The following is a 13,691-nucleotide window of genomic DNA, read 5'->3' on the forward strand; positions in this document are numbered from 1 at the left end:
CATGGCCGCCGTCCCGGACTCCGCCGGGGTCGATGCCGGCCGGGACCCCGCCGGGGTGGATGCCGGCCGGGTCGATCCTCGGGGGTACGCCGCCGACTGGGCCCGCGCGGTACGCCGCCTCGGCTTCGTGCCCCTCAGCCCGGCCGAGACCGAGCGGCTGCTGCTGGTGCACACGGTCCGGCTGGCGGAGGCGGTGCGGGCGGAGCCGTTCACCGCCCGCCCCGCCGAGGACGTCGGCGCGGCGCTGGTGGAGGCGCACCTGACCGAGCCACAGGCCCTGGACTGGACGGTGCACACCCTCGGTGCGGACTTCCCGCACCGGGTGCTCGGTGCCGCCGACCGTCCGGCGGACCTCGCCGAGCGGATGGCGGCCCTCCAGGGTGGGCTGGCCGCCGGATTCGCCCGGGCGCTTCGCGACCGTACCTTCAGCCAGCAGGAGCGGATCGCCCGCTCGGCCTGGCAGGCCCGCGACGAGGTCGAGCAGGCGTTGCGCGACAGCGAGGCGCGGTTTCGGGCCGTCTTCACCGGTGCGGCCATCGGGATCGGCATCGCCGACGTGGACGGTCGGATCGTCGATGTCAACCAGGCGTTCGCCGACATGCTCGGCTACTCGATCGAGGAGCTGTGCGAGACCAACGTGGCCGCGTTGTTCCACGCCGACGACGCCGCCGGCATGTGGGAGCTGTACCAGGAGCTGGTCGAGGGCAAGCACGAATCCGCCCGGGTGGAGAAGCGGTACCACCGCAAGGACGGCAGCATGGTCTGGACCGACCTGGCCGTCTCGCTGATCCGGCACGACGACGGCCGGCCCCGCTACACGGTCGCGATGATCGAGGACATCACCCAGCGGTACGAACTCCAGCAGCGGCTGCGCTTCCAGGCCCTGCACGACCCACTGACCGGGTTGCCCAACCGGACGTTGTTCTTCGAGACGCTGGGCCGGGTCCTCGACAGCGCGGGCACCGGGAAGCGGGTCGGGGTGTGCTTCCTCGACCTGGACGGCTTCAAGGCCATCAACGACAGCCTCGGCCACGACCTCGGTGACCAGCTGCTCGTCATGATCGGCCGGAGGCTGAACGCGTGCGTGGCCGACCACGGCCACCTGGTCGCCCGAATGGGTGGCGACGAGTTCGTGATCCTCGTCGACGGAGGGGACGACATCGACGACGCAGTGGCCGTCGCGGAGGCGGCGCTGGCCGCCGTCGCGGCCCCGGTGCACGTCGGCGACCACCAGTTGGCCGTCTCCGCCAGCGTGGGCATCGTGCAGTGCCCGGCGGCGGAGACCAGCCCGTCCGAGCTGATGAAGGCCGCGGACACCACGCTCTACTGGGCGAAGGCGGCGGGCCGGGGTCAGTGGGCGGTCTACGACCCGGAACGCAGCGCCCGCGACATCGCCCGGTCGGCGCTGGTCGCCGGGCTACCCGCCGCGCTGGACCGGGGCGAGTTCGTCCTGCACTACCAACCGATCGTGTCGCTGCTGGAGGGCAGCATGCTCGCGGTGGAGGCGCTGGTCCGGTGGGAGCACCCGGAGCTGGGCCTGATCGGCCCGGACCGGTTCATCGGCCTGGCCGAGGAGACCGGCCTGATCGTCCGGCTCGGCGAGTGGGTGCTCCGGCAGGCCTGTCACGACGCCGAGCGGTGGTGGCGGGAGTTCCCCGACGCCCGGCTGGTGGTCAGCGTCAACCTGGCCGCCCGGCAGGCCGACGACCCGGCGATCGTGGAGACCGTGGCGGACGCGCTGCACACCAGCGGGCTGCCCGCGGGCCTGCTCCAACTGGAGCTGACCGAGAGCGCGGTGATGGGCAGCGCCGACGAGCCGTTGCGCAGCCTGCACCGGCTCGCCGCCCTCGGTGTCCGGCTGGCCGTGGACGATTTCGGCACCGGGTACTCCAACCTCGCGTACCTGCGGCGGTTGCCGATCCACTGCCTGAAACTCGCCGGCCCGTTCGTCGAGGGCATCCGCGCCGACGATGCTGCCGACCACCGCGACGAACGGATCGTCGACGCGTTGGTCCGCTTGGCGCACGCGTTGGAGTTGTGGGTGACCGCCGAGGCGGTGGAGACCGGCGAGCAGGCGGAACGCCTGCGGGCGCTGCGCTGCGACACCGGGCAGGGCCGACTCTTCGGTGCCCCGGCCCCGGCCGAGGCGATCACCGCCCGGTTGCGTGGCGACGTGGCGGCGTGAGCGAGCGGGGGCGAGTGAGCCGGTGGGTGCGACGGCGTGGTGGCGCGAGTGGGCCGGTGGGTGCGACGGCGTGGCGGCGTGAGCGGGCGGCGCGACTGGGCCGGTGGGTGCGGGAGCGTTGCGCGGGCGGGGCGTTGCGGGCTGAGCGGCGGCAGGGGAAGGTGACAGCGTGGACCTGACCGACTCGCAGACAGCGGTGACCGTGGTGGCCGGGCTGGCCATCCTGGCCGGGTTGGCCGGCGTGGTGGTGCCCGGCCTACCGGCGTTGCCGCTGTGTTGGGGTGGCGTGCTGGTCTGGGCGATCTTCGGTGGCGCGGGCATGGGTGGCTGGGCGGTGTTCGCCGCTGCCACGGTGGCTGCCGCCGGCGGCTTCGTGATCAAGTACGCGTGGCCGGGCAGGAACCTGAAACGTACCGGTGTGCCGACGTCCACGCTGCTCGCCGGTGGGGTGCTCGGGATCATCGGGTTCTTCGTGGTGCCGGTCGTCGGGTTGGTGCTCGGCTTCGTCGGCGGGGTGTGGGCGGCGGAACGCCTGCGGCTGGGCAGCAACCGCCTCGCCTGGCCGTCCACAGTGCAGGCGCTCAAGGCCGCCGGCCTCTCGATGCTCGTGGAGTTCCTGGCCGGCATGATCATCGCCGCCCTCTGGGTAGCCGGCCTCCTCCTGACCTGACCCCCACCCCCCTTCTCCCCAGTGATCAAGAGGTTTGCGTCGAACCGGGCCTGGAATCTGACGCAAACCTCTTGATCACGCGGGGAAAGGGCGGGGGGAGGGGCGCGGGGGGAGGGCGCGGGGCACTTTTGGGTACGGCGGGATCGCCGTCGTGAGAGAGAGGTGTGCCCCGCGCCTTCGGGTCCGGGCGGTCCGAGTGCCCGGCTTCGGCCCTGATCGGGCCTGGTCACCGGTTCAGGATGCTCGTCGGGAGGGCCGGACGGCAACGCAATTAGCCCCACGGCGGTGACATTCCCATCGGCCATGTATTGACCGCCTTGATCGGCCGGGATCACACTTTGCCCACTCGCACCGCGGAACCGCCTCAGGGAGGTGTGCAGTGGCAACGACCCCCGTGCCGACCGCCGAGCAACCGATGGACGACGATGCCCGACGGCTCGCCGAACTCGGCTACAAACAGGAGTTGCGCCGCAAGTGGAGCGGCTTCTCCAACTTCGCCATCTCGTTCTCGATCATCTCGATCCTGGCCGGTTGCTTCACCACCTTCGGTCAGGCGTGGAACAACGGCGGTCCGGTCGCCATCTCCTGGGGCTGGCCGCTGATCTCGCTGTTCATCCTCATCATCGGCTTCTGCCTGGCGGAACTGGTGTCGGCGTACCCGACCGCGGGCGGAATCTACTGGTGGGCGGCCACCATGGGTCGCCCGGTGCACGGCTGGTTCACCGGCTGGTTGAACCTCATCGGTCTGGTGGCGGTCACCGCCTCGGTGGACTACGGCTGCGCGACGTTCCTCAACCTCACCCTGTCGGCGCTCTTCGACGGGTGGGCCGGGACGCTGCGGCAGGCGTTCGTCCTCTTCGTGATCATCCTGGTGCTGCACGGGCTGATCAACATTTTCGGGCACCGGATCATCGACGTACTCCAGAACGTCTCGGTCTGGTGGCACGTGGCCGGCGCGGCCGTCGTGGTGGCCATCCTGGTCTTCGTTCCCGACGACCACCAGAGCTTCCAGTTCGTGTTCACCGAGCGCTTCAACAACTCCGGCTTCGGCGACGGGGACATCGGCGGGTTGACGTTCTGGTTCTACGTGCTGCCGCTGGGCTTCCTGCTGACGCAGTACACGATCACCGGGTTCGACGCCTGCGCGCACGTCTCCGAGGAGACCCGCGGTGCGTCGCAGGCCGCCGCACGAGGGCTCTGGCAGTCGATCTTCTACTCGGCGGTCGGCGGCTGGATCCTGTTGCTGGCGTTCCTCTTCGCGGCCACCGACGTCGAGGCGGTCAACGCGGCGGGCGGCTTCTCCGGCGCGATCTTCGAATCCGCGCTGACCCCGGTGTTCTTCAAGGTCGTCATCATCATCTCCACGATCGGTCAGTTCTTCTGCGGCATGAGCTGCGTGACGTCGATGAGCCGGATGGCTTACGCGTTCAGCCGGGACCGGGCGGTACCCGGTTGGCGTCTCTGGTCGACGGTCGACCGCAACGGCACCCCGGTCAACGCGATCATCGGCGCCACGGTGGCCGGCCTGGTGCTGACCCTGCCGGCGCTCTACGAGAGTTCGGCCGGGATCCCGGTCGCCTTCTACGCGGTGGTCTCCGTCGCGGTGCTCGGGCTCTACCTGTCCTTCCTCATCCCGATCGCCCTGCGGCTGCGCATGGGGGACCGGTTCGTCCCCGGCCCCTGGACGCTGGGACGGAAGTACAGGCTGCTCGGCTGGATCGCGGTGATCGAGATCGCGGTGATCGCCGTCTACTTCGTGCTGCCGATCGTGCCCGCCGGGGTGCCCGGCAACGACGGGTTCACCTGGACGGCGGTGAACTACGCGCCGCTCGCCGTCGGCGGGGTGCTGCTGGTGGTCGCCGTCTGGTGGTACGCGTCGGCCCGGAAGTGGTTCACCGGTCCGGTGCGTACCGTCGAACAGCCCACGTCGCCGGTCGACGGCCCGGCCTGAGCCGCACCCGGCGGGACGGGCGTCGCTCCCGTCCCGCCGGGTTTGCCGCCGACCCTCGTGGGGGCATTGACGGTGATCCGGTTTGCCAGTAGACCTTGGTGATGGAGGCCCGCCATGAGTAAAGCGCCGCTCACGCTGGAACAACTGCGGGTCGCCGTCGACGAGGGCGAGATCGACACCGTGGTGTTGGCCCTGGTCGACATGCAGGGCCGGTTGCAGGGCAAGCGGTTCCACGCGCCGTTCTTCCTCGACCAGGTGGTGGAGCACGGCAGCGAGGGCTGCAACTACCTGCTCGCCGTGGACGTCGACATGAACACCGTCGACGGGTACGCGATGTCGAGCTGGGAGCGTGGCTACGGCGACTTCGCGATGGTGCCGGACTTCGGCACGTTGCGCCGGACGCCGTGGCAGCCCGGCTCGGCGATGCTGCTGGCCGACCTGACCTGGCTCGACGGCTCGGGTGACGTGGTCGCCTCGCCCCGGCAGATCCTGCGTCGCCAGTTGGACCGGTTGGCCGAGCACGGGCTGACCGCGTACGCCGGCACCGAGTTGGAGTTCGTGCTGTTCCGCGACTCGTACGAGGACGCCTGGCGGCAGGGCTACCGGGACCTCACCCCGGCGAATCAGTACAACGTCGACTACTCGTTGCTCGGCACCGCCCGGGTGGAGCCGCTGCTGCGGCGCATCCGCACCGAGATGGCCGCCGCCGGGCTGACGCCGGAGAGCGCCAAGGGTGAGTGCAACCTCGGCCAGCACGAGATCGCGTTCCGCTACGACGAGGCGGTGGCCTGCGCCGACCACCACGTGATCTACAAGAACGGCGCCAAGGAGATCGCCGCCCAGGAGGGCATGTCGATCACCTTCATGGCCAAGCCGAACGAGCGGGAGGGCAACTCCTGCCACATCCACTTCTCACTGCGGGACGGCGGTGGACGCTCGGCGATGCTCGGTGACGGGCCGGCGCACCTGTCGACGACCGGGCAGCGGGTGCTGGCCGGGCTGCTGGCCACCATGCGGGAGTTCAGCCTGTTGTTCGCCCCCAACATCAACTCCTACAAGCGCTACCAGCCGGGGTCGTTCGCCCCGACGGCGCTGCGGTGGGGGGTGGACAACCGCACGTGCGCGCTGCGGGTGGTGGGGCACGGGCAGGGGATGCGGGTGGAGAACCGGGTGCCCGGGGCCGACGTCAACCCGTACCTGGCGATCGCCGGGCTGGTCGCCGGGGCGCTGCACGGCATCGACCAGGAGTTGGAGTTGGGCGACGAGTGCACCGGCAACGCGTACGACGACCCGGAGGCCGAGCGGGTCCCCGGCACGTTGCGCGACGCGCTGGCCCTCTGGGAGGGCTCGACGGTGGCCCGGGAGGCGTTCGGCGCGGAGGTGGTGGCCCACTACGCCAACCAGGCGAGGGTGGAGCTGGCCGCCTTCGACGCCGCGGTGACGGACTGGGAGCTGACCCGTGGCTTCGAGCGCCTGTAGCCCGCCTTCGGTAGGCGTCGATCATGGACTTGTGGTGGGCGGTATGCGGTGGATCGCAGGCTTTCGTGGGGCACCACGATTCCATGATCGACGAGGCGGGGGAAGGGGGTGCGGGTGGTGACGCTCGTTGTCGATCCCTCTCGCGGGGTGGGGTTTCGGGAGGTTGCCGGGGCCTCGGTGGGGGAGGTGGACGCGGCTGTCGCGCGGGCGGGTGCCGCCTTCGAGACGTGGCGGACGGTCGGGCCCGGAGACCGGGCCCGGTTGCTGCGACGGTTCGCCTCCGTCGTCGACGCGCATCTGGACGAGTTGGCCGCGCTGGAGGTCCGCAACTCCGGGCACACCATCGGCAACGCCCGGTGGGAGGCCGGCAACGTCCGGGACGTCCTGGACTACTACGCCGGGGCGCCCGAGCGGTTGACCGGGCGGCAGATCCCGGTGCCGGGCGGGCTGGACGTCACCTTCCACGAGCCGCTCGGTGTGGTCGGCGTGATCGTGCCGTGGAACTTCCCGATGCCGATCGCCGCCTGGGGGTTCGTGCCGGCCCTCGCCGCCGGCAACACGGTGGTGCTCAAACCCGCCGAGTTGACCCCGCTCACCGCGCTGCGGCTGGCCGAGCTGGCCCGCGAGGCCGGCCTGCCCGACGACGTGTTCACCGTCGTACCGGGCGAGGGGGCGGTGGTGGGGGAGCGGTTCGTCAGCCACCCGGCGGTCCGCAAGATCTGCTTCACCGGCTCCACCGAGGTCGGCACCCGGATCATGGCCGGCTGCGCCGCGCAGGTGAAGCGGCTCACCCTGGAACTGGGGGGCAAGAGCGCGAACATCGTGTTCGCCGACGCGGACCTGGAACGCGCCGCCGCGACCGCCCCGGGCGCGGTCTTCGACAACGCCGGCCAGGACTGCTGCGCACGGTCGCGGATCCTGGTCCAGCGGCCGGTGTACGACAGGTTCCTGGAACTGCTCGAACCGGCGGTACGCGCGGTACGGGTCGAGGACCCGTCTCGGGACACCGCCGAGATGGGCCCGCTGATCTCCGCCGCCCAGCGGGACCGGGTCGCCGGCTACCTCGACGGGGCGACGATCGCGTTCACCGGCTCCTGCCCCGACGGCCCCGGGTTCTGGCACGCGCCCACCGTGCTGCTGGCCGACTCGCCGGCCGACCGGCACTGGCGGGAGGAGATCTTCGGACCGGTGGTCTCGGTGCTGCCGTTCGACGGCGAGGCCGACGCGGTCCGGCTCGCCAACGACACCGAGTACGGCCTCTCCGGCTCCATCTGGACCCGGGACGTCGGTCGGGCGCTGCGCCTGGCCCGCGCCGTCGAGGCGGGCAACCTCAGCGTCAACTCGCACTCCTCGGTGCGCTACTGGACCCCGTTCGGTGGGATGAAGCGTTCCGGGCTCGGCCGTGAGCTGGGCCCGGACGCGTTGCACTCCTTCACCGACGTCAAGAACGTGTTCATCGCGACAGAGGAGTGATGCGGGTGCAGGGTCGGTTGCAGGACCGGGTGGCAGTGGTCACCGGCGCGGGCAGCGGCATCGGGTTGGCCACCGTCCGGCGGTTCGCCGCCGAGGGGGCTCGGGTGGTCTGCGTGGACATCGACACGACGGCCGGTACGAAGGCCGCCGAGGAGTGTGGCGGGGAGTTCGTCCACACCGACGTGGCCGACGAGTCGGCAGTACGCGACCTGTTCGACGGGGTGGCCGACCGGCACGGCCGGGTGGACATCGCGTTCAACAACGCCGGCATCTCCCCGCCCGACGACGACTCCATCCTGGACACCGGCCTGGACGCGTGGGAGCGGGTGCTCCGGGTCAACACGACGAGCGTCTACCTGTGCTGCAAATACGCGATCGGACACATGCGTCGCCAGGGCAAGGGGTCGATCATCAACACGGCCTCCTTCGTGGCGCTGATGGGTGCGGCGACCTCGCAGATCGCGTACACCGCGAGCAAGGGCGGGGTGCTGGCGATGACCCGGGAGCTCGGTGTGCAGTTCGCCCGCGAGGGCATCCGGGTCAACGCGCTCTGCCCCGGCCCGGTGGCCACCCCACTGCTGTTGGAGCTGTTCGCCGCCGACCCGGAGCGGGCCGCCCGCCGCCTCGTGCACGTGCCGATGGGCCGGTTCGGGCAACCCGAGGAGATCGCCGCCGCGGTGGCGTTCCTGGCCAGCGACGACGCCTCGTTCATGACCGCCGCGCAGTTCGTCGTGGACGGTGGCATCACCGGCGCGTACGTCACGCCGCTGTGAGGCGGCCGCTGATCGGGATCAGCGCGTACGTCGAGCCGGCCGGCTGGGCGGTGTGGCGGGGCGTACCGGCCGTTCTGGTGCCCGAGGCGTACGCGCGGGCGGTGACGAGCGCCGGTGGCCGGGCCGTCGTCCTACCTCCCGACGACGTGGACGGTGACGTGGTGGCGGTCCTGGACGGGCTGCTGTTGGCCGGTGGCGCCGACGTGGGTCCGGGGCGGTACGGGCAGCAGCCCGATCCGCGTACCGAGGAGCGGCCGGACCGGGACGCCGGTGAGCTGACCGTGCTGGCCGCCGCGCTCGCCGCCGACCTGCCGGTGCTGGGTGTGTGCCGGGGCCTGCAGTTGCTCGCCGTCGCCTACGGCGGAACCCTGCACCAGCACCTGCCCGACGTGGTCGGTCACGAGGCGCACCGCCCGGCACCCGGTGTCTACGGCAGCCACCCGGTGCGGTTCGCCCCGGGAAGCCTGGCCGCGACGGTGCTGGCCGGGGTGGACCGGGTCAACTCCTACCACCACCAGGCGGTCGCCGACCCGGGCCGGTTGACGGTCACCGGGTGGGCCGACGACGGCGTGGTGGAGGCGGTGGAGGATCCGGCCCTGCCGTTCGTGCTCGGTGTGCAGTGGCACCCGGAGAACGAGCCGGATCCCCGGCCGATCACCGCGCTGGTCCGGGCCGCCGGCCGGCGGGTCGACAACGGGTGTGACGCTCGTCGCCCCCGTGCCGTGCCGTCGCCGATGGGAGGATCGACGTATGGGCAAGGTCTATCCGGAGATCGACTCTCGACTGGGTGACTTCATCGCGGCTCAGCCGGTCTTCTTCGTGGCCACCGCGCCGTCCGGCGCCGAGGGGCACGTCAACGTCTCGCCGAAGGGCATGCGGGGCACCTTCGTGATCCTCGGGCCGCACCGGGTGGCGTACCTCGACTATCACGGAAGCGGGGCGGAGACCATCGCCCACCTGCGCGACAACGGCCGGATCACGCTGATGTTCTGTGCCTTCGAGGGGCCGCCGAAGATCGTCCGGCTGCACGGCCGGGGCAGCAGCGTCGCCGTGACCGAGGAGACCTTCGCCGACCGGCTCGCCGAGTTCCCCGCGCCTCCGGACGTGCACGCCGTCCGGGCGGTGATCACCGTCGAGGTGGAGCGGGTCAGCGACTCCTGCGGGTACGCGGTGCCGTTGATGGACTTCCGCGCCGAGCGTGATCTGTTGCTCACCTCACACTCCCGCCGTACGGCCGACGATCTGGTGACCTACCGGGCCACCAGGAACGCGGCAAGCATCGACGGGCTGCCGGTCTTCTGACTGGTCGGGGCGCTCCGGCCACCGTCGTTCGACGTCGCCGCGCGCCCGCCCTGTCCGGTGCCCGACGGCCCGCGCGAACGTCAACAGCGTCCACCTGTCGTGATGCGTTACGTTGCTGGTCCGCTGGGGTACAAGTCGGAGCACGGCGGGCGAAGATCAACGGTCGCGGGGTACGGCCGGAGCGGGAGGCTGCATGAGCTCGGCCCAGGGGGGCGCGGACGAACGGCATCCGGCCGCGTCCGGCAGCGAGACCTCCCCGATGCTGGCGGCGGCGTTCGCCGCCGGCGGTGAGTTGGGCGAGCGGCTGGCCGGCCTCGACTGGTCCACCGGTCCACTGGGCGCGCCCGGTCAGTGGCCGGTCGCGCTGTCCAACGCGGTCGGCATGATGCTCGCCTCCAGCGCGCCGATCGTCATGTTCTGGGGCGACGACCAGCTCGCCTTCTACAACGACGCCTACCGGCCGACCATCGGCGACAAGCATCCGGCCGCGATCGGCCAGCCGGCCCGCGCCTTCTGGGCGGAGACCTGGCCGGTGCTCGGCCCGCTGCTCGACGGCGTCCGCACCACCGGGCGCTCCTACCGTGGCGAGGACCACCCCTTCCTGCTGGACCGGCACGGCTTCGTCGAGCAGACCTACTTCGACGTCTCGTACGACCCGATCCGCAGCGCCGACGGCTCGGTCGGTGGCGTCTACTGCATCGTCAGCGAGACCACCGGCCGGGTGCTCGGCGAGCGTCGGCTCCGGGCACTGGCCGAACTGGGCGCCGAGTTGGCCGACGTCGGCAGCTCCGCCGAGCTGGGCCGGACCGCTGCCGAGGTGCTCGGCCGACACCGCGCGGACGTGCCGTTCGCCCTGATCTACCTGGCCGACGACAGCGGTCAACTCGCCCTGGCCGCTTGCACCGGCAGCGTCCCGCCCGCCGTCGAGGCCGTCGCGCAGGTGCTGGCCCAGGTGACCGCCGACGGCGTGCCCGCCACGGTCGACGTGGCCGACCTGTTCGACCCGCCGCCTGTCGACGTCGCGGACCAGGCCCTCGTGCTGCCGGTCACGGCGACCAACGAGACGGTGGGCGCCCTGATCGTCGGCGTGAGCCGTCAGCTACCGCTCGGCGACGACTACCGGAACTTCTTCGACCTGGTCGCCGCCCAGATCTCCCGTGCGGTCGGCACGCAGCGGGCGTACGAGCAGGAACGTGCCCGGGCCGCCGAGTTGGCAGCGCTGGACCGGGCGAAGACCAACTTCTTCGCCAACGTCAGCCACGAGTTCCGTACCCCGCTGACCCTGGTGCTCGGCCCGCTGGAGGACATGCTGGCCGACCCGGCGCTACCCGCCACCGAGATCGAGCGGCTCACCACGATGCACCGCAACGCGTTGCGTCTGCTCAAGCTGGTCAACACCGTGCTGGACTTCTCCCGACTGGAGTCCGGTCGGCTCGCCGCCCGCTATCAGCCCACCGACCTCGCCGGCTACACGGCCCGGCTGGCCAGCACCTTCCGCTCGGCCACGGACCGGGCCGGGTTGCGGCTGGTGGTGGACTGCCCTCCGCTGCCGGCGCCGGTCTTCGTCGACCGGGACATGTGGGAGAAGATCGTCCTCAACCTGGTGTCCAACGCGGTCAAGTTCACCTTCGACGGCGAGATCCGGGTGCGCGTCCGGGCCGTGGACGGCGCGGCCCGACTGGAGGTGACGGACACCGGCATCGGCATCGTGCCGGACGAGATTCCGCACGTCTTCGAGCGGTTCCATCGGGTGCCCGGCGCCCGTGCGCGCACCTACGAGGGCACCGGGATCGGCCTGGCGCTGGTCCGGGAGTTGGTCGAGATGCACGGCGGCGAGGTCGGGCTGACCAGTCGCGTCGACGAGGGCAGCACCTTCACGGTGACCGTCCCGACCGGTTCGGACCACCTGCCCGCCGACCGGGTGGTCACGTTCGGCCACCTGCCCGCGGCGGAGCCCGAACAGGCCCGCCTCTACGTGGCGGAGACCGCGTTGTGGACCGGCGCCGGCCCGGCACCCGAGTACGACAGCCGGCCGACCGACGGCACCGCGGCCGGCCGGATCCTGGTCGTCGACGACAACGCGGACCTGCGCGAGCACGTCACGCGGCTACTCTCCCCGACCTGGGAGGTGGTCACCGCGAACGACGGGCTGGCCGCGCTGCCACTGGCCCGCGAGGGCGGCTTCGACCTGGTGCTCAGCGACGTGATGATGCCCCGCCTCGACGGGTTCGGGCTGGTGAGCGCGTTGCGGGCGGACCCGCGTACCCGGCATGTCCCGATCGTGCTGCTCTCCGCCCGCGCCGGCGCCGCGGAGGCCGTCGCCGGTCTGTCCGCCGGCGCCGACGACTACCTCACCAAGCCTTTCGTCAGCCAGGAGTTGATCGCCCGGGTCCGGGCCAACGTCGAGCTGGGCCAGCTGCGCGGGCAGATCATCCGCCGGCTCCGGGCGCTGGCGGACGCGGCGGTGGCGGTGAACACCGCCCGGTCCACCGGCGACGTGCTCCAGGTCGCCGCCCGGCACGCGCTCAGCCTCGCCGAGGCCGCCCGAGTGGTGATCACCGCGGCCGGGGCCCGCTTCGAGGCGGACGGCGGCGGCACCACCGCCGCGGATCCGACCTTCGCGACCGAGCTGACCGGCACCGCCGGCGACACTCTCGGCGAGCTGCGGGTCTGGCGGCCCGCCGGAGACGACGCGCAGACCGACGACGCCGCCCTGACCCAACTGGCCCGCCTGGTCGGGGTACGACTGGAGAACGCCCAGCTCTACGAGGCCGAACACCGCATCGCCACCACGCTGCAACACAGCCTGCTGCCGCGAGCGCTGCCACAGCTTCCCGGGGCGGTGCTGGCCAGCCGCTACCTGCCCGGCACCGCCGACGTGGAGGTCGGCGGGGACTGGTACGACGCCATCGCCCTCGACAACGGCGAACTGGTGCTGGTCATCGGCGACGTGGTCGGCAAGGGCGTCCAGGCCGCCGCCGCGATGGGCCAACTGCGCAACGCGCTGCGGGCGTACCTGCTGGAGGGCTACGGGCCGGGCGAGTCGCTGACCCGGCTCAACCGGTTGGTCGGGTCCACCGAGCGCCGCTCCTTCGCGACCGTGGTCTGTCTGCTGTTCGATCCGCGTACCGGCCGTCTGCGGTACGCCAGCGCCGGTCACCCGTCCCCACTGCTGATCAGAGGAGGCGACGTGGCGTTCCTGCACGTTCGCGCGCTCGGCCCCCCGGTCGGCGCCATCCCCGAGGCGACGTACGAGACGGTCGAGGGTGAGTTGACGCCGGGCAGTCGGTTGCTGCTCTACACCGACGGGCTGATCGAGGACCGGCAGCTCGGCATCGACGGCGCGCTGGCCCGGTTGTGCCTGGACGCGGCCACCCCCAGCGAGCACGTGGCCGACCTGATCGACGCGGTCGTCGAGCGGGTCGACGGGCGGCCCCGCCGCGACGACGTGGCCGCCCTGGCCCTGGAGGCGGCGGAGCTGAACCGCTTCGCGCTGCGGCTACCGGCGGACCCGACCCGGCTGAGTGTGCTGCGTAAGCGCCTGGAGGACTTCCTGGTCGCGCACGAGGTCGGTGAGACCGACGTGTTCGACCTGACCGTCGCGGTCTCCGAGGCCGCCGCGAACGCCATCGAACACCCGGTCCACCCCGCCGAGGCGACGATCAGCGTGGAGGTGTCGATCGAGAACCGGACGGTGACGGCCACCGTGCGGGACAGCGGTCAGTGGCGGGAGTCGACCGGCGCCGGATTCCGGGGGCGCGGCCTGGCCCTGATCAGGGCGTTGGGTGACCTGTCGGTGCGGCGTACCGACGAGGGCACCGAGGTGACGTTGCGCCGGCAGCTACGGGACTGACCCCG

The 13,691-nt window shown here is 71.7% G+C and carries 9 protein-coding genes; all 9 read left to right on the plus strand.

From position 1 onward, the window contains the following. Nucleotide 1 precedes the first annotated feature (1 nt). The gene (locus tag O7616_RS12055; RefSeq protein WP_282306873.1) at nt 2-2,185 is read left to right on the plus strand and encodes an EAL domain-containing protein; all 2,184 of its coding nucleotides are present in this window, start codon (nt 2-4) and stop codon (nt 2,183-2,185) included. A gap of 169 nt (nt 2,186-2,354) precedes the next feature. Next, entirely contained in the window at nt 2,355-2,855 is a 501-nt protein-coding gene (locus O7616_RS12060; protein WP_282306874.1) for a DUF456 domain-containing protein, read from the plus strand. Between the two features lie 379 nt (nt 2,856-3,234). Beyond that, nucleotides 3,235-4,806 carry an amino acid permease gene (locus tag O7616_RS12065; protein ID WP_282306875.1) on the plus strand — a complete coding sequence of 524 codons (1,572 nt, stop codon included), beginning with the start codon at nt 3,235-3,237 and terminating at the stop codon, nt 4,804-4,806. 114 nt (nt 4,807-4,920) lie between these two features. Next, nucleotides 4,921-6,285, plus strand: coding sequence for a glutamine synthetase family protein (locus O7616_RS12070; RefSeq protein WP_282306876.1), 1,365 nt, complete (start codon nt 4,921-4,923; stop codon nt 6,283-6,285). Nucleotides 6,286-6,402: 117 nt separating this feature from the next. After that, nucleotides 6,403-7,758 carry an aldehyde dehydrogenase family protein gene (locus O7616_RS12075; RefSeq protein ID WP_282306877.1) on the plus strand — a complete coding sequence of 452 codons (1,356 nt, stop codon included), beginning with the start codon at nt 6,403-6,405 and terminating at the stop codon, nt 7,756-7,758. Between the two features lie 5 nt (nt 7,759-7,763). Beyond that, the gene (locus O7616_RS12080) at nt 7,764-8,531 is read left to right on the plus strand and encodes a 3-oxoacyl-ACP reductase (RefSeq protein ID WP_348773864.1); all 768 of its coding nucleotides are present in this window, start codon (nt 7,764-7,766) and stop codon (nt 8,529-8,531) included. Continuing rightward, entirely contained in the window at nt 8,528-9,322 is a 795-nt protein-coding gene (locus O7616_RS12085) for a gamma-glutamyl-gamma-aminobutyrate hydrolase family protein (RefSeq protein ID WP_282306880.1), read from the plus strand. Before O7616_RS12080 ends, O7616_RS12085 begins: the two co-directional genes overlap by 4 nt. Further along, a complete protein-coding gene (locus O7616_RS12090; RefSeq protein ID WP_282306881.1) occupies nt 9,282-9,833 on the plus strand; it encodes a pyridoxamine 5'-phosphate oxidase family protein in 552 nt (183 codons plus the stop codon). The genes O7616_RS12085 and O7616_RS12090 overlap by 41 nt, the downstream gene beginning before the upstream one ends. 193 nt (nt 9,834-10,026) lie before the next feature. Next, complete coding sequence (locus O7616_RS12095) at nt 10,027-13,686, plus strand: SpoIIE family protein phosphatase (RefSeq protein ID WP_282306882.1); 3,660 nt, start codon at nt 10,027-10,029, stop codon at nt 13,684-13,686. Nucleotides 13,687-13,691: the final 5 nt, after the last annotated feature.

This window comes from Micromonospora sp. WMMD964, assembly GCF_029581455.1.
Taxonomy (GTDB): domain Bacteria; phylum Actinomycetota; class Actinomycetes; order Mycobacteriales; family Micromonosporaceae; genus Micromonospora.